Annotated in this window: 26 protein-coding genes; 4 read left to right on the forward strand and 22 right to left on the reverse strand. The window is 33.8% G+C overall.

Features of this window, described 5'->3' with window-relative positions; all coding sequences use genetic code 11:
- Complete coding sequence (locus tag HEQ28_RS07675) at positions 1–897, reverse strand: HlyD family secretion protein (RefSeq protein WP_434501683.1); 897 nt, start codon at positions 895–897, stop codon at positions 1–3.
- A gap of 13 nt (positions 898–910) precedes the next feature.
- Positions 911–2143, reverse strand: coding sequence for a TolC family protein (locus HEQ28_RS07680; protein WP_434501684.1), 1233 nt, complete (start codon positions 2141–2143; stop codon positions 911–913).
- A 157-nt stretch (positions 2144–2300) separates the two neighbouring features.
- On the opposite strand from HEQ28_RS07680, the gene HEQ28_RS07685 reads away from it, so the two are divergent.
- Positions 2301–3200: a helix-turn-helix domain-containing protein gene (locus HEQ28_RS07685; protein WP_434501685.1), complete on the forward strand. Its 900-nt coding sequence runs from the start codon at positions 2301–2303 to the stop codon at positions 3198–3200.
- Between the two features lie 137 nt (positions 3201–3337).
- Positions 3338–4354 carry an EFR1 family ferrodoxin gene (locus HEQ28_RS07690; protein ID WP_434501686.1) on the forward strand — a complete coding sequence of 339 codons (1017 nt, stop codon included), beginning with the start codon at positions 3338–3340 and terminating at the stop codon, positions 4352–4354.
- A 54-nt stretch (positions 4355–4408) separates the two neighbouring features.
- On the opposite strand, the gene HEQ28_RS07695 is transcribed toward HEQ28_RS07690, so the two are convergent.
- The 7 genes from HEQ28_RS07695 to HEQ28_RS07725 form a co-directional block, all read right to left on the reverse strand.
- Entirely contained in the window at positions 4409–4897 is a 489-nt protein-coding gene (locus HEQ28_RS07695; RefSeq protein WP_434501687.1) for a C-GCAxxG-C-C family protein, read from the reverse strand.
- A gap of 4 nt (positions 4898–4901) precedes the next feature.
- Positions 4902–5474: a 4Fe-4S binding protein gene (locus HEQ28_RS07700; protein WP_434501688.1), complete on the reverse strand. Its 573-nt coding sequence runs from the start codon at positions 5472–5474 to the stop codon at positions 4902–4904.
- Positions 5471–5665, reverse strand: coding sequence for a 4Fe-4S binding protein (locus HEQ28_RS07705; protein ID WP_434501689.1), 195 nt, complete (start codon positions 5663–5665; stop codon positions 5471–5473). Before HEQ28_RS07705 ends, HEQ28_RS07700 begins: the two co-directional genes overlap by 4 nt.
- A gap of 39 nt (positions 5666–5704) precedes the next feature.
- Positions 5705–6064 (reverse strand): MarR family winged helix-turn-helix transcriptional regulator, encoded by a 360-nt coding sequence (locus HEQ28_RS07710; protein WP_434501690.1) that lies wholly within the window; start codon positions 6062–6064, stop codon positions 5705–5707.
- A gap of 11 nt (positions 6065–6075) precedes the next feature.
- Positions 6076–6546, reverse strand: coding sequence for a thioredoxin (trxA, locus tag HEQ28_RS07715; RefSeq protein ID WP_434501691.1), 471 nt, complete (start codon positions 6544–6546; stop codon positions 6076–6078).
- A 212-nt stretch (positions 6547–6758) separates the two neighbouring features.
- Positions 6759–7709, reverse strand: a complete 951-nt coding sequence (locus HEQ28_RS07720) for an alpha/beta hydrolase (RefSeq protein ID WP_434501692.1) — start codon at positions 7707–7709, stop codon at positions 6759–6761.
- A gap of 13 nt (positions 7710–7722) precedes the next feature.
- Positions 7723–9225 carry an acetyl-CoA hydrolase/transferase C-terminal domain-containing protein gene (locus tag HEQ28_RS07725; protein WP_434501693.1) on the reverse strand — a complete coding sequence of 501 codons (1503 nt, stop codon included), beginning with the start codon at positions 9223–9225 and terminating at the stop codon, positions 7723–7725.
- A 348-nt stretch (positions 9226–9573) separates the two neighbouring features.
- Here HEQ28_RS07725 and HEQ28_RS07730 point away from each other — a divergent pair, with 348 nt between their 5' ends.
- Both HEQ28_RS07730 and HEQ28_RS07735 read left to right on the forward strand, forming a co-directional pair.
- Positions 9574–12132, forward strand: a complete 2559-nt coding sequence (locus HEQ28_RS07730; RefSeq protein ID WP_434501694.1) for a DUF3943 domain-containing protein — start codon at positions 9574–9576, stop codon at positions 12130–12132.
- A 176-nt stretch (positions 12133–12308) separates the two neighbouring features.
- Positions 12309–12758 carry a hypothetical protein gene (locus tag HEQ28_RS07735; RefSeq protein WP_434501695.1) on the forward strand — a complete coding sequence of 150 codons (450 nt, stop codon included), beginning with the start codon at positions 12309–12311 and terminating at the stop codon, positions 12756–12758.
- 1049 nt (positions 12759–13807) lie between these two features.
- Here the strand turns inward: HEQ28_RS07735 and HEQ28_RS07740 are convergent.
- The 13 genes from HEQ28_RS07740 to HEQ28_RS07800 form a co-directional block, all read right to left on the reverse strand.
- Positions 13808–14284 carry a hypothetical protein gene (locus HEQ28_RS07740; protein ID WP_434501696.1) on the reverse strand — a complete coding sequence of 159 codons (477 nt, stop codon included), beginning with the start codon at positions 14282–14284 and terminating at the stop codon, positions 13808–13810.
- A gap of 1438 nt (positions 14285–15722) precedes the next feature.
- A complete protein-coding gene (locus tag HEQ28_RS07745; RefSeq protein ID WP_434501697.1) occupies positions 15723–16457 on the reverse strand; it encodes a hypothetical protein in 735 nt (244 codons plus the stop codon).
- A 215-nt stretch (positions 16458–16672) separates the two neighbouring features.
- A complete protein-coding gene (locus HEQ28_RS07750; protein WP_434501698.1) occupies positions 16673–17209 on the reverse strand; it encodes a hypothetical protein in 537 nt (178 codons plus the stop codon).
- Positions 17210–17355: 146 nt separating this feature from the next.
- Positions 17356–17958, reverse strand: a complete 603-nt coding sequence (locus HEQ28_RS07755; protein ID WP_434501699.1) for a hypothetical protein — start codon at positions 17956–17958, stop codon at positions 17356–17358.
- 122 nt (positions 17959–18080) lie between these two features.
- Positions 18081–18608, reverse strand: a complete 528-nt coding sequence (locus tag HEQ28_RS07760; protein ID WP_434501700.1) for a hypothetical protein — start codon at positions 18606–18608, stop codon at positions 18081–18083.
- Positions 18609–18663: 55 nt separating this feature from the next.
- Entirely contained in the window at positions 18664–19095 is a 432-nt protein-coding gene (locus HEQ28_RS07765; RefSeq protein ID WP_434501701.1) for a hypothetical protein, read from the reverse strand.
- Positions 19085–19531, reverse strand: a complete 447-nt coding sequence (locus tag HEQ28_RS07770) for a hypothetical protein (RefSeq protein ID WP_434501702.1) — start codon at positions 19529–19531, stop codon at positions 19085–19087. The genes HEQ28_RS07765 and HEQ28_RS07770 overlap by 11 nt, the downstream gene beginning before the upstream one ends.
- 103 nt (positions 19532–19634) lie before the next feature.
- Positions 19635–20240 carry a hypothetical protein gene (locus HEQ28_RS07775; RefSeq protein ID WP_434501703.1) on the reverse strand — a complete coding sequence of 202 codons (606 nt, stop codon included), beginning with the start codon at positions 20238–20240 and terminating at the stop codon, positions 19635–19637.
- Between the two features lie 360 nt (positions 20241–20600).
- On the reverse strand, positions 20601–21038 hold the full coding sequence (locus HEQ28_RS07780; protein ID WP_434501704.1) for an NTF2 fold immunity protein: 438 nt from the start codon (positions 21036–21038) through the stop codon (positions 20601–20603).
- A gap of 200 nt (positions 21039–21238) precedes the next feature.
- A complete protein-coding gene (locus HEQ28_RS07785) occupies positions 21239–21670 on the reverse strand; it encodes an NTF2 fold immunity protein (protein ID WP_434501705.1) in 432 nt (143 codons plus the stop codon).
- A complete protein-coding gene (locus tag HEQ28_RS07790) occupies positions 21657–21875 on the reverse strand; it encodes a hypothetical protein (RefSeq protein WP_434501706.1) in 219 nt (72 codons plus the stop codon). The genes HEQ28_RS07785 and HEQ28_RS07790 overlap by 14 nt, the downstream gene beginning before the upstream one ends.
- A gap of 16 nt (positions 21876–21891) precedes the next feature.
- A complete protein-coding gene (locus tag HEQ28_RS07795; RefSeq protein WP_434501707.1) occupies positions 21892–22401 on the reverse strand; it encodes a hypothetical protein in 510 nt (169 codons plus the stop codon).
- 115 nt (positions 22402–22516) lie between these two features.
- Entirely contained in the window at positions 22517–22915 is a 399-nt protein-coding gene (locus HEQ28_RS07800) for a hypothetical protein (protein WP_434501708.1), read from the reverse strand.
- Positions 22916–22920 lie beyond the last annotated feature (5 nt).

The following is a 22920-nucleotide window of genomic DNA, read 5'->3' on the forward strand; positions in this document are numbered from 1 at the left end:
CTAGAAATTTACTTCACCATACATGCCTAGTTTAATATAGCCGTCATTCCTGACAAGTATTTTAACAGCATAAACCAAGTCAGCTCGTTCATCATCTGTCTGTATCGTCTTTGGAGTGAACTCTGAATGTTCAGAAATCCATGTAACCGTACCATTATATTCTTTGCGTTTGTTGTCTCCATAGTCACTGAACACCTTTACTTTCTGACCAACTTTCACCTTTTCAAGTTGTCCTGATGTGATGTAAGCGCGAAGATAAACATTATTCATATCTGCTATCTTGAATAAAGGTTTTCCTACTGTAGCAAAATCCCCTTTTTCTACATATTTCTCTAGTATAACACCACTTATTGGAGCCACGATATGGCATTTGCGCAATTGATCAATTACTTGTGAACGTTCTATTCCTGTAGCACTGCTCTGACTAGACAAACTTCGGGTACTGTTGCCCAAACTAGATATCTGCGCTTCCAACTGGCGACGCAAGACGAGCACTGCCGAGTTAGCATCATCCAACTGCTTCTGGTTTGCCGCTCCGTCTCTAACCAAACCAGCAGACCTACGCTGTTCTCTCTGTGCAGTAGCCAACTGTTGGCGTAATGCTGCAATCTGTTTCTGCACGTCAGGTTTCTGATTTTCAAAAGTTTCTCGTGTCACTCCAACCTGCATAGCCTTTAGCTGCAACTGTACGGTATCAATGAGTCCTACTTGCTTACCGCAATCAATATTCTGTCCTTCTGTTATATCAAAAGCCATTATGCGTCCTGTCTGTTCGGCAGCTACAGTAACTTCTGTCGTTTCGAAAGTACCAGTGGCGTCATACTTCTTCTTATCTGATGAACACGCTGCGAGCATAGTCGCCAAAGAAACCAATATAATAAATCTGTTTGTTTTCATATCTGTTTAAATATTAATAGTTGCCAATATTTTTAAGTTGGTAAATCTCTTTCAGCAGTTGAATTTCGTGTAAAGCCTTTGCCTGCTTCGCCTCACTCTCTGCATTTATCTGACGCAGCATCTCATTGATGGTCAACGTGCCGTTTTCCACTTTGCGTTCAGCCTTGCTTCGTATGTTTGTACGAAGGACCACAATAGCATCATCTGTCTTTATTTTCTCCTTCAGATCATTGATAACAGACGTCTCTCCGGCAGTCTGCAATCTTGTATTGAAAAGAAACGTCTGTCGATTACTTTCTATTTCAAGTCTATTAGCCTCGATCTGTTTCTTGTCATTCTTTCTTGTATAAAGTCCACCTATATTCCAAGTAAGTTTAGCGCCACCCATAAACATACTTTTGTTTATCAAATCCATGCCGGTATTACCCACTAGTCCTGTTACAAACAATCCGAATTTTGGTTTTAAATTCACATCAAGCGCTTTCTCACGCTCATTTAGCAAGATAGTCTGTGCATCAAACAGTTTCATTTCTGGTCGTTTTACTTCCATTGATTCAGGCATATCATCAGACGGACGAGATAACATAATGTTGTCATCTATCTTTTCACCTATAAAAATAGCCAACATCATAATATATGAGTGTCGTTGTTCTATCAAGCTCTTCATCTGTTGTTCAGCGTTCAGTTGTTCAACCTTTATGGCATCAATATCGCTCTGATTGGCTATGCCATTCTTCATCATAGCGTCTATGCTTTTTCTACTAAGCGCCAAGTCTTCCTGCAAAAGTTTATTCTGCTTGATTTGCTCGTCAAGAAGCAACGTTCCGAAAAACATTTGATCTACTCTTGAATTTACATCATACATAGAAACATTCAACTGTTCAGTACTCACATTCGCATCGGCTTTGGTTATACTCTTACGAGAAGAAACAGCACCACCATCATATACATTCTGAGATACTTGCAACATTCCACCATAGAGATAGCTTTTAGTATCAATAGCTGAAGCCATATTACCTTTAAGCATATCAGTATGATATGTTGCCAAACCTGTTACAGAAACTTGTGGTAAATTAGCGACAGAAGCATTGGCAATATTATAGTCACGCAATCGCTCAACCAAATCATATTGCTTTATAAGCGGATAATTATCATGCGCTTTCTGTCTGCATTGAAGTAATGTTAGTTGGGCGTAGCATCCTGTGGTTGCCATAATCAATCCCAAAAGAATCATTCTTATTCTCATATATTATATTTTTCTGCAAAGATATGCTGTTTCATTAATAAAGTCATTATCCTTAATAATTGAAAAATGTCCTTTTTGTACTATAATTCAAAAAAGATGATCAACAATAGGGATATTTTATTATCTTTGAGGCATATTAATTGATAAATAGTAGGATATGGAAAGTAACAGACCTATAAAACTGGACTTCGAACGTATACGCGATTATATAAAATTAGGTATATTGGATAATGCGAATGCAGCGTATGTGGCAAAGGACTTCGCTGTATTACTGAGTTTCAACAAACTAAGAAAGAAATTCATAACATTAAACCAACCATACAGATTTGATGAACTACGTGTATGCTGTGTAAAAAGCGGAACAGGCCATGCTATCATCAACCTTATTGACTATACGATAAACAAAGGTTCAATGTTGTTTATCGGAGGCGGGAGCATTGTACAACCTATAAGTTTCACCCCCGATTTCGATATGGAGGCTATATCTGTAAACGATGAGTTGCTGCAAATGCTGTTTAATGGAAGAGTCCCATCATGTTTAATTAGCGGTGAGAGTAAAACGACCATACCGATGAATGAAGAAGAAGAGAACATATTTCACAGACTTATAGAAGATGCATGGCTAATAGTACATTCAAACAGTATAGACAAAGATACATTCTTTTGTGTTACGAAAGCAATACTATGCATGTATAGCAATTTAAACAGCAAAACAGGAGTTAACGGCGAAGTGCATACCCATGAACGTGAGGTATTTCTTAAATTTATAAACCTTGTACATAAATTCAGCAAAGAAGAACGTTCACTTGGCTTTTATGCAAACAAGATGTGCATGTCACAACGTTATCTAGGAACATTAATAAGTAATGCCAGCGATACGACAGCAAAAGAATGGATAGACAAATCGGTAATCGCCGAAGCTAAGGTTATGCTTAAACATTCAGATATGCAGGTTTCACAAATCAGCGAAGCGCTTAACTTTCCAAATGTAAGTTTCTTCTGTAAATTCTTCAAACGCTTGACTGGTACAACTCCACAAGGATATAAAAACGAATAGTTACGCTTTTATCAATCTAAACATTTGAAATCATGAATATCAAAAGAAAGCCATCTATTTACTACCTTTAAAAAGGTGTTTTAAAAATTAATATTGTAAATTTGCATTTTATAGTAAGACTTCACCTTTATAATATAATGAAAGAACTCTTAATATTCTATTTCTCTGGCACTGGTAATGCACACCAAGTGGCAGAATGGATTAAAAAAGAAGCCATTGATAATGGAGTGGCATGCTCCCTCTACGACATCACACGACTTAACATTCATAATCTAACAATAGACTGTGATGCTAACATCGGACTGATTTCACCAGTGCATGGCTTCAACTATCCGCCTATAATGCTCAGTTTCATCAGTAGATTTCCCCATGGGCATAATCGTGTTATTTTGATGAACACAAGAGCTGGTATGAAAATAGGTAGCATCGTAACCCCTGGTCTTAGCGGCATTACCTTTCTGTTCTCTGCGATGATATTCAAAATGAAAGGTTACAAAGTCATTGGAATGATTCCCTTTGACATGCCTTCCAACTGGCTATCGCTTCATCCTGCCTTGAGAGGAAATGCCGTGAATTATATCTTCGAGGAAAATCAACATAGAGTTAAGAAACATTTCAAGAGACTTTGTAATAAAGGTACTGACTTTACTGCACTACGTGAGATTGTCCAAGACATTCTTATATCACCAATTGCATTGCTTTACTATGCTATCGGCCGCTTTTTCATAGCTAAGACTTTCTATGCTTCCAATAGATGCATACATTGTGACCTTTGCGTCAAACAATGTCCGAATAAGGCCATCATAAAGAAAAACGATCACCCTTACTGGACATTCAAATGTGAGAGTTGCATGAAATGTATGAACGTCTGCCCTGCAAGAGCTATTGAAACATCTCATGGATTGGTTCTTATCACCGTCTTATGCACACTCCTTTTATCTTCATCTGCCATCTATGCGATGCTTCCACACATATTCAACAATGAATTGGTCAGTTTCCTTACGACCAATATCATTCTCTTTTGCATTATGGCGCTATTCTATCGTGTGCAACATACCCTGATTGGGAAGAAATCCATAGCAAAAGTGATACGTCTACTCTCCCTCACTCATTTCAACTGGTGGGGCAGATACAATAAAAACAAAACGAGCTGAAAAATGACACATACAGTGCCCTTTTTCAGCTCGTTCATAATGTTATATTTTAAACTAGAGTTCCGTATTCTCTGAAGTCTCTTTACTTTTAAGATTATCTTCGAATATCTGAGCAGCCAACTTAACCTTTAAAGCACATGGTCTTCCTTTATACTCTTCAGGTATTTCTTGGTGATGTGCAGGACCTTCCGCCTTAGCATAACCTTTTAAGCCTAATATCTCACCACATGCTACTGAACCATACTGCTCTTTAAACTTTTCAGTCATCATTTGTATAGCATTGACTGTCGTTTTTATTTTTTCTTTTTCTTCGGGTACTGAATTGCCATCTTCAAGACCAGCCAATACAGCCATACCCATAACGGCACCGCAAGTGAGTCGCTGGCGTCCCAAACCTCCACCAAAAGCGGCAGTAATATGAGCAGCCTGTTCCTCTGAAAGTCCGTAACGATCAGCAAAAGCAACAACTACGGCTTGTCCGCAGTTATATCCGTTTTTATAATTATCTGCGGCTATCTCCGCACGAGTTTTATTCTGAATCATATTATTATTTATTTTTTAATTTGCAGATCATTTGTGTCATATTTCCCATTGGACAACACACGCACCATGTTCTTGGTCTATATATTATTGTTAGAACTATTCCTACAATAACTGAAGTGAGCATAATGCCATACAGTCCAAAAGCGAACTGTGCCTTCCAAGGTTCTATCTCTACAGGGTATGCCCAATGCCATGGAACGTTTATTGTCCAAAGTAGATTAACTGTTTCCGACAATGACCTTATATCCTTAGCTACAAGTATCGTAACATAAATCATGTTTATAAAGAAACTCATAAAAAACACTAAGAAACCGTTTCTAAACCATTTTGAAGACAACCATCTTGGAGCAGCCTTTCCTCTAGACAATCCTAGTTTGTTACCTAAAACAAGAAATATTTGCCCACGCCCACAATATCTGTTACACCATATTTTATTACCACCGATAATGGCTACAAGTAAAGGTATAATGAAGCATATCATTCCAAACCAAGCAAATACAATATTAAAAAATCCCATGACGAAATAGGTCGCTGACACTATCCACATGTAATCAAACCAATGCGTTTTCTTTTTCAAGCTATCTTAACTTTATACATTATACCGGCAGGACAAGTTTTTTCACACAATCCACATCCTACACATACTTCATTATTCACTACAGCATAACATCCACGAAAAATACTTATAGCATTTCTAGGACAAGTCTTTACACATACTCCACAAGCAACGCATCGCCCACGGTCATTTTCGGCTATATATTTTTTCATTCAGCTTTTTGTAGCTTGTTATATTGATCAAGATACTAATCAATCTACTGATAAATTAGTAAGATTTTCTGGCAACTGGAATCTCTCGCAATTAACTTTAGCCAAGAGTTCCTCACCTTTCTTTGTAATAGCAAAACGCATACAGCGCTTGTCTTCTTTACAAAGTTTACGGCGAATATATCCATCCTTTTCCAAAGAAGCAATTACCTTTGAAGCATTTGAATTTGAAAGTTCCATTTCCTCAGCAATCTCTCCCGAAGATATGTTTTCCTTTTCAGATACAATGCAAAGCATCGTTGCCTCATTTATATTAAGACCAAGCTGCTTTTGGAACTCGGTTTCAAAAGCAGCTATGGCACGATATACATTTCTTATTCTACAAATACAATTTTTATTCATTATGTCTTGTCTTATTTCAATAAAGTATTTTTTATTGCTTTTTCAAGATCTATTCTTCCCATTGCGCCAACCTGCATCTTTGGCTCGCCTTCCATCGGAATAAAGAGCAATGAAGGTATTGAACGGATGCCAAACATTGATGCAATTTCCTGTTCCTGATCAACGTCTACTTTGTAAACATCAATCTTACCTTGATACTCTTCTGCCAGACTGTCAAGGATTGGAGCTGTTGCTTTGCAAGGTCCACACCATGTAGCATAGAAGTCTATTATTGCAGGTTTATCTCCTTTAAAGTTCCAACTATCTGGATTCTTATCGAAATCCATCACTTTATTTTTAAACTCTGATAGTGTCAATTCTGTTGTATTCATTTTCTTAGCCTCCTGTTTGTTTATTGTTTTTTGTTTCTGTTTAGCGCTAGTGCAACTTGATGAAAAAAGTGCAGCTATCATCAGAATCATTATAAATAATTTGTTATGCATAATTATTTTCTTTTAATTAATAGTTTCTATTGGAAAACATTCACAAAGGTATAAAATTAATTTGTTCAAACAAATTTCCAACGGCAAACATTATAAGCTATAACAGACATTAACCAAATATATGACATCGTTAACATTTTCCGACGGAAAACAATATAAAAAGGATTACGTTAAGATCTAAACAGCGAACAATAAAAAACAAGGCAAATATATCATTTGATATACTTGCCTGTAAATTGCGCAACCTTTTTAATATATGCCTTTTGGTTTAGTTGGAATGACTTTGCATGTGGCGCACCCTTTACAATCCATATTTCTTTAGGTTGCGGTTTAGCCTTATAAAGCGGGTAAACCATTCGGGTAGGCACATAGTCATCAGCAGAACCGTGGATAAAGAGCATTGGCAATTTGCATTTTGCTACTTGATTCAAAGCCGAAGCCTCACCGAAACTCCAACCATACAATATTTTGCATAATGCGCTTGACGAATACATCAATGGGAATGCAGGAAGTCCGAACATCTCTTTTATCTCATAATTGAATTCATCCCAAACACTTGTATATCCACAATCGTCAACAAAGCATTTTATATAAGGTGGGAGTTTCTCACCAGACACCATCATGGTTGTGGCGCCTCCCATAGAAATGCCATGCACAACAATTTCGGTATTATTACCAAAAAGAGTATTTGCAAGCTTTGCCCATAGCAATATATCCTTGCGATCTTTCCATCCCATGGTAACAGCCTTACCATCACTCTTACCATGGTATTGCAAATCTGGCAACAACACATTATATCCCAATTCATGACTGTATATATACGCAATAGGCATCATGCTATAAGCACAATCCTTATATCCATGAATAAGAATGGCTGTCTTGCGCGTCGGTTTTGCCGACTTGATATAATAACCATTCAGTTTCAGACCTTCACTGTTGATTATCGTTGTATCATGAATAGCTTTAACATTGTTCAGACTATCAGTCCAAGGTTTCATAAACGAATATATCGAATCGTTTATATGAGTTACCTTTTTGACATTATCCTTCCCAGACGGCTGCAAAGCGAAGTTTATCAGATAAAACGAACCACCTATTGTATATATGCAGAACAATATGACAACAGACAGCAATGTCCAAAGGATTATTTTCTTCTTTTGCATAATGTATATGTTCTTACAGATACTCACTGAAATCAGTCAGTCGCATATCCCCCTTCTTCAAGAATGTATCGTGAAACGCAAGAGCGGCACGCATACTCTGAGGTTCATGTCCGTGTTCAGCTATTTTAAGATAATCTCTCAGCAACGGGCGATAACTAGGGTGAGCACAGTTTTCTATTATTTCCTTTGCACGACGCAGAGGTCCCTTTCCTCTAAGGTCAGCAATTCCCTGTTCAGTTACGATCACGTCAACATCGTGTTCTGTTGAATCTACGTGACTACACATTGGAACAATGGCACTGATGCAACCATTTTTGGTTGTACTCTGTGTGGTGAATATACTGATATATCCATTACGTTCGTAATCACATGAACCACCAATACCATTCATTAGTCTGCTACCACATATATGACTTGAATTCTCATTGCCATATATATCGCATTCTATTGCCGTATTCATTGCGATCACTCCAAGACGACGTATCACTTCTGGAGAGTTACTTATCTCACTTGGGCGAATTGTTATATGCTTCTTAAAATAGTCAATTTCACTATATATCTCTTGCAGAGTATCGTTAGTCACTGTCAGCGACGAACAACTTGCATCCTTAATTCGTCCTTCCTTCATATACTTCACAACTGAATCCTGAACAACCTCCGTATAAACGGAAAATACAGGCACCAAAGGGTTTTGACCTAGTGCCTCAAGAACAGCATTACTAGTTGTGCCCACTCCACTTTGCAACGGAAGGAACTGTGAAGGAATAAGTCCACGTTTAAGGTCAGCTACAAGAAAATCAGCAACATTGTGTCCCATCTGCTGCGTAATTTGATCAAGTGGTTTGAATGCTCTTGCCTCTTCAGGAATATTGCATTCAATAACACCGACGATTTTCTTTGCATCTATTTCAACATACTCTTTTCCTATACGATCACTTACCCCAAGAATTGGAATAGGTTGACGGAAAGGACACTCACCTATTTCATATACATCATGAAGACAGCGTGAAGCCTTACTATGAAATGAGTTCTTCTCTATTATAATCTTTTTTGCCAAACGCGCAATAGTCGGAACGATTCCTCCAGCACTGGTTAGGAAAGCCTTACACATGCTTTCACCCTCGTCAAGATCACTGACCTCTATTATTGCCCAGTCTATTTCCCCATAAAAGCCACGACGCAGACGTTCTGCCATGTGTCCCAGGTGCATATCTTCATAATCTATCTCACCTGCATTGGTATGGTTTCTGAAATCTTTATTAGTGGAAAACGGAGCTCTGAACTTTATAGCATTAACACTTGCCATATCGCCCTCAATACTCTGACTGGTTGATGCACCAGTAAGAATACCAACTTTAAACGGTCTGCCAGCCTCATGTTCCGAAACAGCACGCTTTGAAAGTTCACGAAATACAGCTTTTGCTACGCCGTTTGGTGTGAACCCTGATAATCCGATATTATCATTATTATTTATCATTGCCGCACCTTCTGCAGCAGTAATTCTACTATATGCCATTTCTCTTTTGTTTTTTCTTGGTGCAAAGATACAATATTTTTAATAAATATACTATATTCGAAAGAAAATTTGCATAATTCTTAGCATTATACGTATATATATACTATTTATATATCAAAACAGGACTATTTGTGCATAAATCATCTGCTATTAAATCATGATATTATCGTGTTTGCTTTCAAAGCAGTAAATTTATCCAATCTTTTTCTAAAAAGCAAGTCATTAAACAGTTTTTTCTCACTAGACGTTATATTTCGGAGTTTTAAGCAACAATACTATTATTATAAGAATATTTTTCTTATTTCATCTATTTTATATATATTTGCACAAACAACGAATTAGCTCATTATGAAATTAAGGCATCTGATATTAGGTTTTCTTTTGCTATTTGGCATTGTTAATTCAATGGCACAATTGCACCATGGGAAGCACAACACCAACATAGCATTAGGAATAAACAAAAAAGGAAGCGATTCTACACTTGTAAGTAAAGCAAACATCGGACTTATTGCCAGCACTGACTCTCTTAAAGGAGTGCAGATAGGCGGACTGTCAAGCATAGTTAGGCATGAAAGCAACGGACTAAACATAGGAGGTTTGTTCTCGTTTACAAACGGTGATGTTCATGGCGCACAATTATGTGGCGCTATAAATTCAGTAAGCGGCAACTTATCAGGGTTTCAGTTTGCCTTTATAAATAATACGGCTCATTCATTGAATGGATTTCAACTTGCCGGTTTCTCTAATATATCTGCGGCTCCATTTCGTGGCATCCAACTGAGTGGTATCACCAATACAGCAATGGGTGTGAAAGAGGGAATGCAAATAAGTTTCATTGCTAACATCAGTTCATCTTATATGCGCGGACTACAGATTGGCGCCTATAATTATGTAGATACACTTAACGGTTCGCAGATTGGATTGATAAATGTATGTAACTCGCATCCAAGAGGTGTACAGATTGGAATCATAAACTATAGCCGTGACACGATTGCACATAAGATAGGACTGGTGAATGTCAATCCAAAAACGAAGATAGACCTGATGTATTATGCCGGAACTTCATCAAAACTGAACTTCGCTATGCGTTTCCGCAACCGCAGCACATATAATATTGTCGGTGTAGGAACACATTACATGGGACTAGACAAACGTTTTTCGGGAGCCTTGTTCTATCGTATCGGACAATATTTCGATATAGCACCTCGCTGGAGTGTAAGTTCCGACATTGGATTCTTCCACATAGAGACGTTTCAAAATAATGAGGATAAGCCCAAAAGACTAGGTTCATTGCAATTGCGTGTGAACACAGACTATCAGATAAACAATTATATAAGCGCTTTTGCCTCTATTGGATATGGTGACACTCGCTATTACCATCATCTAAACGAATACCGCAACGGAGCTATCGTCGAAGCAGGTATTGCTGTGAGATACAACAAGAAAAAATATCCGCTCATGACGGGCTATGAAGGCAAGAAAATAAAGACATCTACTACTGAAGATACTGACACAGATAGCATATACGCATACAATGCTCCCTACAGACAAGGGAAATATTTATGGAAAGGCATAGCCGAGACAACAGGAATTAATGTGGCGGTGCATTGCTTCGACAGATTTGTTATGAACGAAGATTTTGCGCAAGTAAACCTTCACACGATTCATCATAATATCACTCATGGTTTTGTATGGGACAATGACCAGTTTTCAACGAATCTTTTTGCTCACCCATATCATGGTAGTCTATATTATAACTCTGCACGATCAAACGGAATGTCATTTTGGGAGTCGGCACCGTTTGCTCTAGGCGGAAGTCTTATGTGGGAAACTTGTGGAGAAATTGAACCTCCAGCTATCAACGACCTTATGGCAACAACCTTTGGAGGTATATGTATCGGTGAGGTGACACATCGTATCAGCGACATCATACTAAACGACAGCCAACGTGGATTCGGTCGCTTTCTGCGTGAGTTTGCCGCCACTGTGGTGTGTCCGATGAAAGGTTTTAACCGCATTCTGAGTGGTGACGCATGGACTGTAAGAAATAAATACTACAAGTATCACGATTATAACCGTTTTCCTGTAGACTTATCTATATCTGTTGGTGACCGCTATCTTGCCGACAACGGAGCTTTATTCAGAGGCGAGCACAATCCCTACGTAAATCTCTTTATGGAATACGGCAATCCGTTCAATGATTCAGAAAACAAGCCTTATGATTTTTTCTATGCTGAGGCGACATTTGGATTCAGTGCCAATCAACCACTTATAAATGGATTGCATATTTTGGGTCGTATATGGGGTGCCCCTGTTTATGAGAGTAACAACATTCAGGCTGAATTTGGTATATTTCAGCATTTCAACTATTATGATTCTAAACCTGTAAAAGATGGGACATCATTAACACCTTACCGAATATCAGAGGCTGCCTCGTTTGGTCCGGGAATGATATTCTCGTTTCCACAGGTTGGTGCACTGACTCGTCTGGAACAACGTGTATTCTTATCAGCAATATTGCTTGGAGGAACGAAGAGCGATTATTACAATGTTATAGACAGAGACTATAACATGGGAAGCGGATTTTCAATAAAGACAAAGACTCACATGGAATTTCGTGACTTCGGGCGTTTTATACTTCATACAGAATATTATCGCATATTTACATGGAAAGGATATGAAGACAAAGACTTGACTAAAGTTGATCCGTTATACCTTAATGCACAAGGCGACAAAGGCAATGCTGCCCTACTTGTAATCAACCCGATATGGGAACTGGATTTAAGGGGCTCATTAAGCGCAGTACTTTCAGGTACATACTATGTACGTGACACATACTATAAATATCACGACAACGTATATGCGAAGACTTTTGAATTAAGATTTGGACTTACTTATCACTTTTAAGACAGACAACTATATTGGAATGAATGACAACCAATCTGGTAAAATAAAATAAAAATGGATTTATATAATAATATAGAAAATTGGGCGATTAAACATGCTTCTGGTTATGAAAATATACTTGGATTGGCAGAACAGACAGTAATGAATAGATATTATTTTTATTTTAAAATTAAGTTATGAAAAAACAACTATTATATTTCGTCGTATCACTAATCGTTGTGTTGTGCGGACTCGTTTATTTTGCATCACCTCATAAAAAAATAGATTTTTCTACTGATAAAAATATCAATAGAAAATATTTAATATTAAGTTCAATTAATATTGATAAAAAATGGGATGTTATGTATATATTAAAACCTTACGATCATAACGTTGAAAAGTTTAATATAAAAATGGATTATGCTTCAAAAAAGGATATAGTTAATCAATCGTCTGTAGATCAAACTTGTACGATCATTTTCACCCTTAATGGTAAACTTGTTTCTTATAGTTTCGTCAGTAGGAGTTATTTTGATTTTACAAAAGCCAATCGCAATAAATATTTTAAAAAGGACGTAGTAATTCTAAATAGACCGACTTTAAAGAAGGTGAGTTCGACACATTATAAGTATAAAATTGACGATTAGCAAAAATAATTGCAAGATCTTATCTTTTTATGAATAATAGCAGTGTCAGGTGGCGCGAGTTACTTTACGCAATAAATATCCAGCTACTCTTGCGCACATAAATAGATTTTTGCAAAAAACTAATATATACGCATCTATGCACTGATTAACTGCATGTATGTTCCAATTTGGCATTAACCAAGTAACATTGAATAAATTGTCCACAAGCACCATATTTATAAGGATTTGGCGAGTGACATTAAAATTGAAATCGTACCAAATTTTAGCGAATTTCTAACAAATATGCAATGCTTATATTGTTCATTCTCATTCCATGCTTCCGATATTTGAAACATTAGTCAATTGAGTCTTGAAAATACATGCCACGTATATACTATATCCTTCTGCGTATACAACTTCACAAATTGCTTAATAATGATTTTTTATTACGTTTACATTAGAATTTGATGCTCGAAAAAATAAAAATACCAAAAAGTTCAAAACGAACAAAAAACCTCCACTTTGTGTGTAAACAATTACACTACAGTTCGTTAACCAGTGGAGGTATACCTCCACTATCATCCACTATCATCCACCTTTTTTGACTAAAAAACCTATGATTGCACAAGGTCTACACCATATATGGTTAATTGCCAAAAATATAATAAAATAAAAATTGTTTACTTATAAGCATTCCATAGACGTTTCTTCGATGAATTAAAAACGTTTGATCGATGCTATGGAAACTTTATATCGTAGAAACAGAAACTTCATATCGTAGAAATGGAAACGTTTGATCGTAGGAATAGAAACTTTATGTCGTAGGAATAGAAACGTTTGATCGTAGGAATAGAACATCGGTAAATAGACTAGAAAAATAGCATCGTAAATCCACGATTTATTAAAAGTAACAAAGCACACAAGAATAACAATCTTATTATTCGTTTTGTCGAAATACAAGATAGTGATAAGGCCCTAATCACTCTGCAAATTACGAAGCGCTACGGAGTGATTAGAGCCTAATCACTAAATGAAATACATTGAATTTTAGAACATTTGTTCTACTACCCTTACTTAGATGTTTTTTCAACAACACGTATATCTTTAACCAAAATGTCTTTTAAATGTAGAGCCATTTCTTCTGGAGTTTTATATATCTTCATAAAATTAAAGAAAAGAATATTATATGGAGGCTCAAAATCGACATCAATATAGCATATAGCATTAATATGTTTATAAAATATCTCCTTACATTCAGCCTCTGTATACCAAGATAAAGCTGCCCCATTGATATACATATCTCCCCACTTATCATTCCAAGGAGATGTATTGTTTGGCGATAAGAACTTCAAGGGCAAGTCTAATTGATAAACTTTAAGTACCTCTGAAAATGGTTTACCTATAAAGTAACTCTTCTGATTTACAAAATTCTGATTAAGATACTGTGCTGTATCTACGACTTCAGACAAGGTATAATGTCTGAAATTTTGTGCACTTATACTTAAGGAAAGTAAAACTGCAATACATACAAATACTATTTTTCTCATTGATAAAAATATATTTTAATTAATACTAGTGATGATTTATATCATTGCTGATTCTTATAAATATACTCTGCAAAGATAATACTAATTTCATCCTTGAACAAATTACTGACTAATTTAAATACTTATTGCATTTTTCCGGATATCATGATTATTCCAACCATTCTAATTAAATAGCTGTATATTGGGATTAGTATTGCTAGATAAAACTCAATATCAACTTTGTTTAATATATCATTTGCCAAATATAGAAGCGATATAGCTAATCTAAAAAAGAATTGAGTAGGTATATTATTGCATATTAGGTTGCTTGAATTATGCTCTGAATCAGAATACAAATAAGAAGAAGGAGGAGCCAATCCATAATTTGGAAAAAATCACCAAAAACAGGTGTGTTTCGGCATTTAATGTCACTTTTACCCCTATAATGTCACTTAATGTCACTCACCAATCCCCGATAAACAAAGGGTTTGTGACAAAGTGACATTAGTGACATTAAAAAAACTTTTCTGGGTAGAGAAGAAAAGGAAACGAGAATAATTTAATCATATATTTTGAAAACTGTGGGATGTTCTTGCAAGGATGAAATTTTATGTGTATATTTGCCTTTGCCATAAAAAGACATAAAGAATACCTTTGACATATTAGAAATTCCAAATCGAATATATGCCCTGCATATACTTTGAATATGGATTCTAAGCCTAGAATAAATAATACATTGAAAACCATAATGAAATATGAAAAATCTGATATATAAATTAAAAACAAGCTATTACGCTCGTTTAGTACTTCTTTTGCTGTTTGTCATATTGGGAATGTTTGTTATTACAGACTATAATGGACTATTCTCTTGCATTTTAAATGCTGCATATTGCATTATCTCGGTTTTGATAATTGTGACTATTATCCGTCGAGACATATTTAATTCAGCTGGGAAGATATTGCATGTTATACTAATTCTATATCTAGTATTTCAATGTTTTTATTATTATTTTAATGTATTCTTTTTCTCACAGGGAAATGCAATAGAAGCTTACAACACTTACATGGGACCGCTCATATATTCTCAGAAAGTTTACACAATCGCATATCTACTTATAGCAGTTTTATCTATATCTATTAGTTTCCTTTTGAAAAAGACAAAGTCTGAAAACATGTTATTTGTGAGAATTGTTACAATAGGTTATTTTATATTCTATGCAATAGGACAAGCTTTGAGTTCTTTCAATCAGAGTATCGTATTAATGCAAATCTCCTATTTTATCAACATTTATATTTTGGAAGTTTTTCCTGTTCTATATTATCTTTCATTATTTAAATTGATAAATAGAAAATGAAAAGAATTATTACATAGTTGCGAGTATATCGCGGGGCAAAGAACATCATATCAATATTTTAAATCATTTTAGTCCGATACTAAAGTTTGATGACATAAGTATGCTTACCGAATAACATAAGGAAATATAATATCATCACTATCCATTCGTTCTGAATTCTTTCTCCAAGTGATTTTTGTCATTAAAACGTCTCGCAGCTTCATTATAATTTTCTTTTCTATATCAGAGAGCGATTTCTTGTTAGCAGGATTTATTACCACAGATTTCGTTTTTCCATTTTTATAAGCCTTACAATAAATACTCACAATTAAAGTATCATTATAATTTAAATTTTTAATTGTCTCTGCCATACTAGTATGAAGAACCCGAAACAGGCTGTCTCTTCCTTGAGCGAATTCGTCACCAAATTGCTTTGGAGAAAAATTGCAATCATTTTCAGCTTTAGGATAGATTGCAATCAATCGGTTAATCTTTTTAATAACATCCTTGTTATTTTTATAAAATATATTATTGGAAAAAACAGAATTGCTATTCATACAGAATATTCTGTTAACTTTACCGCATTTAATGAAGTATAATTTACAACCCACCTGAAAATCCTTATCTTTGCATTTCTGTAGTTTTTGTAATTGATCAGACATACTATCAATTACAACTGGTGATGTTATAATATATTCTTTATAAGGAACTTCATTTTCAAAATTTAAACAAGTAATATTATGTGGAGATTCCATTTCCCATGAAAAGAAACGTATGATTAGCGAATCCTGATCTGCAGCTACTGCATTGGAATGCAAACAAAAAAGTAACAATAAAAACAGCAATTCAATTTTTCTCATTTTCTTTTAGTTTTATGATCATTTTTATATTTAGATAAAATTACCAAACTCTTCGAAGCATGACAACATTCGTGAACAAGATTAATTGCTGATGATAACAAATTACCATTCACCGTAAATGAAACTGATTTTGGATTCTATTGAACTAACTTTTAAAGCGAATCTTGTTCTTTATAATAGGCACCTTAAATTTGCCGGAAGGACCTTGTTTAACATCAGTACCTCCATAAGTTTTTCTTAACAATATTGACATAACCATCAAAAATATCGACTTCTAACAACCAGGAATTGCTAAAATATTCTTTTAAACTCATATTAGAAACATATTTATTTTTAAAAGGAGCATCCATAACCTCTAATTTTCTTAAAAAGTCGCTGTTGCTAGCTATAAATATCAAACGCCCATTTAATTTAAAATAACAAGATGGCATTTGATTCTTGATATTATTGCATTCAGCTTTATAGCTATAAGTCGGAGATAAAATCACATAATCATCCCTATCATCAACATTAATATGTTTCTGTTTCAGTCCACTATTTAAGTAATATTTACTAGTTCTATTATTTAAACAATAACTCTTGTAGGAAGGATGTTGATGAATATACATCAATATAATTTCCCTTAGTGATGCATTAATTTTTACAGAATCTATATAACATATCGTATTTATAGATTCTTTTTTAACAACTTTATGTGTACAACTCATCGTTGTAAGAAGACAAATAATAAGAATTAATTTAAGACTTTTCATTTTGTGTAATTTTTAATAATCATTTTTATATTTAGATAAAGTTACCAAACTCTTCGAAGTACGACCATATTCGTGAACAAGATTATTTGCTGATGATAACAAATTACCAGTCACCATAAATGAACTAGATTTTGGATTCTGTAGAACTAACTTTTAAAGCGAATCTTGTTTTTTATAATAGGCGCCTTAAATTTGCCGGGAGCACCTAGTTTAATACGAGTAACTCCCCATAAGTTTTTCTTAATAATAGTAGCAGCATCATCAAAATTACTGACTTTTATCAACCAGGAATTGCTAATATATTCTTTTGAACTCATATTAGAAGCATATTTATTTTTAAAGGGAGCATCCATAACCTCTAATTTTCTTAAAATATCGCTGTTGGTAGCTAAAAATATCAAACGCCCATTTAATTTAAAATAAAAAGATGGCATTCGATTATTGATATCAGTATATTCGCCTTTATAGTTATAAGTCGGAGATAAAATCACATAATTATCCTTATCATTAATATCTTCCTCTTTCTGTCCATTATTTAAGTAATATTTACTACATTCATTATTTAAACAATAACTCTTGTAGGAAGGATGTTGATGAATATACATCAATATAATTTTCCTCAGTGACGTCTTCATTTTTACAGAATCTATATAACATATCCTATTTATAGATTCTTTTTTAACAACTTTATGTGTACAACTCATCGTTGTAAGAAGACAAATAATAAGGATTAATTTAAGACTTTTCATTTTGTGTAATTTTTAATGATTATTTTTGTATTTAGATGGAAGTGCTCATTCAAGTACATGATTTAATAGAGCTATATGATCTAACAAAATGGATTCATCCATAAGATAATCATCCATCTATTTTAATGTGTTACCTTCGCGAAGCCATAAAGATAATACTTACTTGATATATTATCACTCTTCATCCATTTACCTTGTGTAGACCTAAGATATAACAAATATTTATTGATAAAACTATCCCAATTTTCGACTTTAGGACTAACGTCAATACATCTGACGTCCTTAATCTGAAGATTATTATCAAACAGAATATAAAAGATAACAAATATGTTGCTTTCCGAGTCATAAGTTTCAACACTTGAAGACATATCTTCTTTAAGTTTTTTATCACCACCGATATATGATATATTCTTAAATGGGTTATGAACTAAATATTCGTCTCCTTGTGTGGTTACGAAAATTAAAGAACTGTCTGTCATCTCTTTCATAAAAACACCATGTTCATCCGACAACTGTGTGTTTTCTTTAGTCGGCATTATTGTTTGGGACATTATATTGCTGCTAAAAAAAGCAAGAAATATGATAATTAGAGAGAATGGAACTGGGCTAATCTCACATCCAGATGTTTTAGATATAATATGTCTTTTCATGTTATTGATTTTGTTTTTTCAGTTTTACAAAGTTATAATAATTATTTCAAATATCCTATTTTCTTGCAGAAAGTTTAGCTAATCCTACTATACACTTTTTATCTCCATAACCTGCACCTCGCTTTAAATAATAAAGTGCAATAGCATTTGTACGTTCTGATGACTTTTTAAGCATACTTTGCGCCAATTTGAGAGAACTATACACATCATAATTTGCGGGTTTGTAATTATATTCTGTAGCCATCAACAAAGCATAGTAAAAATAATTACAATGCACAATATTAGGAGTTTTAATAATTGAGTCCCTAACATGGATGTATGCATTTACATCCCCTTTTTCTTCTATCGCTTTTTTCTCATAATATGATGCTGAATTCAAGCCTCCTATATTATCAACATAACATTGAAGACAATCATATGGTGGAAGAAACATACCAAGAAGGAATGACACGACAGCAAACACAATTAAAGATATCTTAGTTTTCATAATCTCCAAATTTTTGAATTCTTCTCTTTTCAAAATCACGAGCTAAACTATCTAAAAATTGGTATTGACTTTTAGCAACACCTTTTTCTTTGCATGGATACATAATCCAATGTAATCCACCAGAAGAAACACTATATCCAAATTCTATATTATAACTATTCGCTGCGATAATATCGTATATAATATTTTCACTCAGTGTATGATTATCTTCACAAAATCGGTATAATTCTTTGTATTTTTTTTCAGAACCTGTTTTCATAAAAGACATAATCAACTTTGAGTAATAAATTCTATCAACATTGTTGTTATCAAACTCAAGTTTAGGATGTTCAGCTAAATATATTGACAATCTCCTCCCGGTTTCATTACCTAAATATGTAAATGAAAAAAAGATAACTATTACTAAGATTATTACTATTATTATTTTTCGTACCATTTTATTACCTCCCTCTTGAACTATGATTTAAGTAGGGAATCACCAGAATTAGCAATCCTGTAATAGCTGCAGCCAAACACAAGAAAATATATGTTGTCATCTTTTATCTATATGTATCTATTAATAACAACTTTATCCCTTTCTTTTGTTCTGCAATAATATATTCCATTCTATCTTCTTGACTTGCAAAACCATTTTTATTGGCATAATAGTATGTATAATCTAGAGGAACCTTTTTATATATCTCTCCATACATTATATCTTCTTTCTCAAAATAATTATAAATCTTACAAATATCATAAAGTCTTCGTATTGCGTCTTTATTGGGAATATAAGGATTCTTTTTATCATCTGTGACGTAATATGCAAAACGTGTCAAGAATATATGTCCTTTCTTTGTCTTCAGATACATTTCGGGGACACCTATCGTGTCAGATTTACAACGAACTCTATTGTTTACAATAGAACTAATTGTCATAAAGTCTTTATGACTTAAAAGTATTGTATCATTGGGCTGCAAACGATCAGAAAATTTAATTATATTATTTATTCCTGTAGATGTATACGATTCTACGAAAATCGTTTGAAAATAAACAATAATTGAATCTGATGACTTCGGTATATTTCGAGTCTTATCGTGTGTATAAAGAACTCCAATAAGAATACATACTGAAGTTAAAAAGAAAATTATTAAACCTGTTTTTTTCATTTTTCTATTGTTGGAATTAGACTAACAGTTAGATAATATTGACCGCAATAACTATATCTGGAGTCTATCTTTTACCTATAGCTGTTTATCTTTCACTTTCATCGACAACCTCAAATTACCACTTTACTTTCCTGTATATAGAAAGTATAATGTAAAAAGTATTTACAACCACTCCAAATATAATTATAAAACACTGTTCGGGAGGTAAAGGTTTCGAGCAATCCATACCTTCCAAACATGGTTCATATAATGGCTCATAATACCTATACAATAAGATTAAAACTAAGTCTAGCAAAAGCAACTTGAATAAGTTACTTCTTACAAACTTGATTATTTTAGGGTTCTTAATTAATTTCATATCTATTTTTTCACTAACAAATAGACAATTCTGCCATTACGTTTATCAATCGCAATATGGTAAGACAAAAATGGTGAACCTTGTGATTCTGCCTTTATATTCCAGATATACCCATCTTCTAATTGTATTTTAAATGGCTTGTCATAATTTATTTTATCTTTACCAAATGCACGAATAAAAATAGTATTACTTATTTTATATGCTGTAGCTGCATTTGTTACCACGCCAGATCTGTTAACGGCATTATCATTACTAATATTATATGGTAGTGGTTTTATAGGGGCTTTACTTCCCGTATTTATCTTTACCAAATATTCATATTGTTTAATTTCTGGTGTTTTAAACCTGATTAGGAGCAGATACTTCCCTATAATTATCCCTAAAGATAATATTGCCACAGATATGATTACTTTCACAAATAAAGATTTAGTTTTCATCATAAGTTTTTTATTTGAATTTTTAAAATTGTTATTACTTGTAGAATTTTTTTGAAGGAGTAATATTGTTACTTAATCTTCTAGGAGTATTAATGTCACAGGACATATTCGAAGATAATCTTTTTTTCTTCCAATGACTTAGCAGAAGCAGTAGACTACATACATATTTCATACTAATGTCAATTAAGTAGATTTTCGTGATTTTATTTGTATAGAGTGTAATGAATAATGCAACCATCACGTTTATCAATTTCTATATTGTAAAACCAAAAAGGTTGATATTGTGCTACTGCCCCTACTGTCCATATATATTTATTTCGTAATTGTATACTAAAAAGTTCAGAATAATTTATCTTATCTTTACCGTATGTAGCAATTAATACAGCATTAGCTATTTCATAGGCAGTGGCCGCATCTGGTACAACACCTACTCTATTAATATGCTTAAAATTACTAACACGCTGTCCTAGGGGGGCGAATGGAGGGCCCTCTTTAACCTCTCCATCATATACATATTTTGTATTTTTGGGTCTTTCAGCCTTAGTTGAGAGAAGAAACCTCCCAATAACTATCCCACATATCAATATTGCCAAAAGTGTGGCAACTTTTATAAATAAAGATTTAGTATTGATCATAAGCTATTTTTCTTTGAATTTTTAAAATTTGTGCATTACTTATTGGATTTGATTCTATTATAGAAGTATAGTTCTTATTTAATCTTGTTGGATCATTAATGTCACACGGCATATTTCTAGATATCGTTGTTGTCTTTCCTGTTATATGATTATACTTTTGTAGCGAACCATTTGGTGTAGAAACACATCCGTCTATTTTTGCCACATTAAAGACCCTGATCTCATTGGCTTGACCCTTTATAAAAATCTTTAAAACGATCACATTCTATTTTCACTCTATTATTTTTAATCATAACTCTTGAGACATAAATCCAATATTGAGGCAAAAGCCCATGGCTTTCCCCTTCATTAATCAATTTCTCAATATTCCAAGATTCAACCAATCTTATCATATAGTTGTCAAACTGTGGCTCATTTGTTTTATTCAAACTTTGATCTTCATATGAAATCGAAGAACTCTTATTCCAAATGGTTACTGACAATTCTCCTATAATACCATATAACTCCATAATGTATATAGTATCTTGTTGCGGATTATATTTTATATCATCAAAAAAGTGTATCTTTTTACGATATTTCATTATAAATTTAGTGTCACCTTTATGGCATTTCATAAAGGATGAATATAAATGAGAACGACTAGCAATCCTAGGACTTGCACAACCAACTAAAGTTATAAGACATAGTATAACTAATAATTTATTTAATATATTTGAAAGGTGTTCCATCATGATTTTTATATAAGACATTATTTTATTCCTCAAAAGTATAACTGGGAGATCTCGTTTTATTTTGTTGGGTTACGAAACTCATTTATCTTAGGGATCCAGTATCTAAGATAACACACTATTTTTCCTTATATAGCCACTTTGTACCAACTCTTTGAGCTAGAGGTACACCTAAAATCATATCGGTAACAATTGCAACTTTATTTAGTATATTCTTCTCATCTGCCGCATGGCTAAATATAAAATATGTAAATTCTCCTTTTGGATGTATTTCCTTAATAAAGTATTCCTGACGAAATTCTTTATTAATATTTGTGCTATCATTAACCATGTCTTCATATAGAAAAGATAATAGATCAAAATCACCTTTTGTTTCAAAGAAATGGTGTAATTTTATTTTCTCTTCTGTTTGTTTTGAAATATCATGATCATCAAACCATGTGAGATAATTTAAACTACTATCATTGTTTACAATTGATACTTTATATAAATACATTATTGTATCATTTGGCATCATATATT

Origin of the sequence: Prevotella sp. (assembly GCF_051059605.1) — a bacterium.
GTDB lineage: Bacteria > Bacteroidota > Bacteroidia > Bacteroidales > Bacteroidaceae > Prevotella.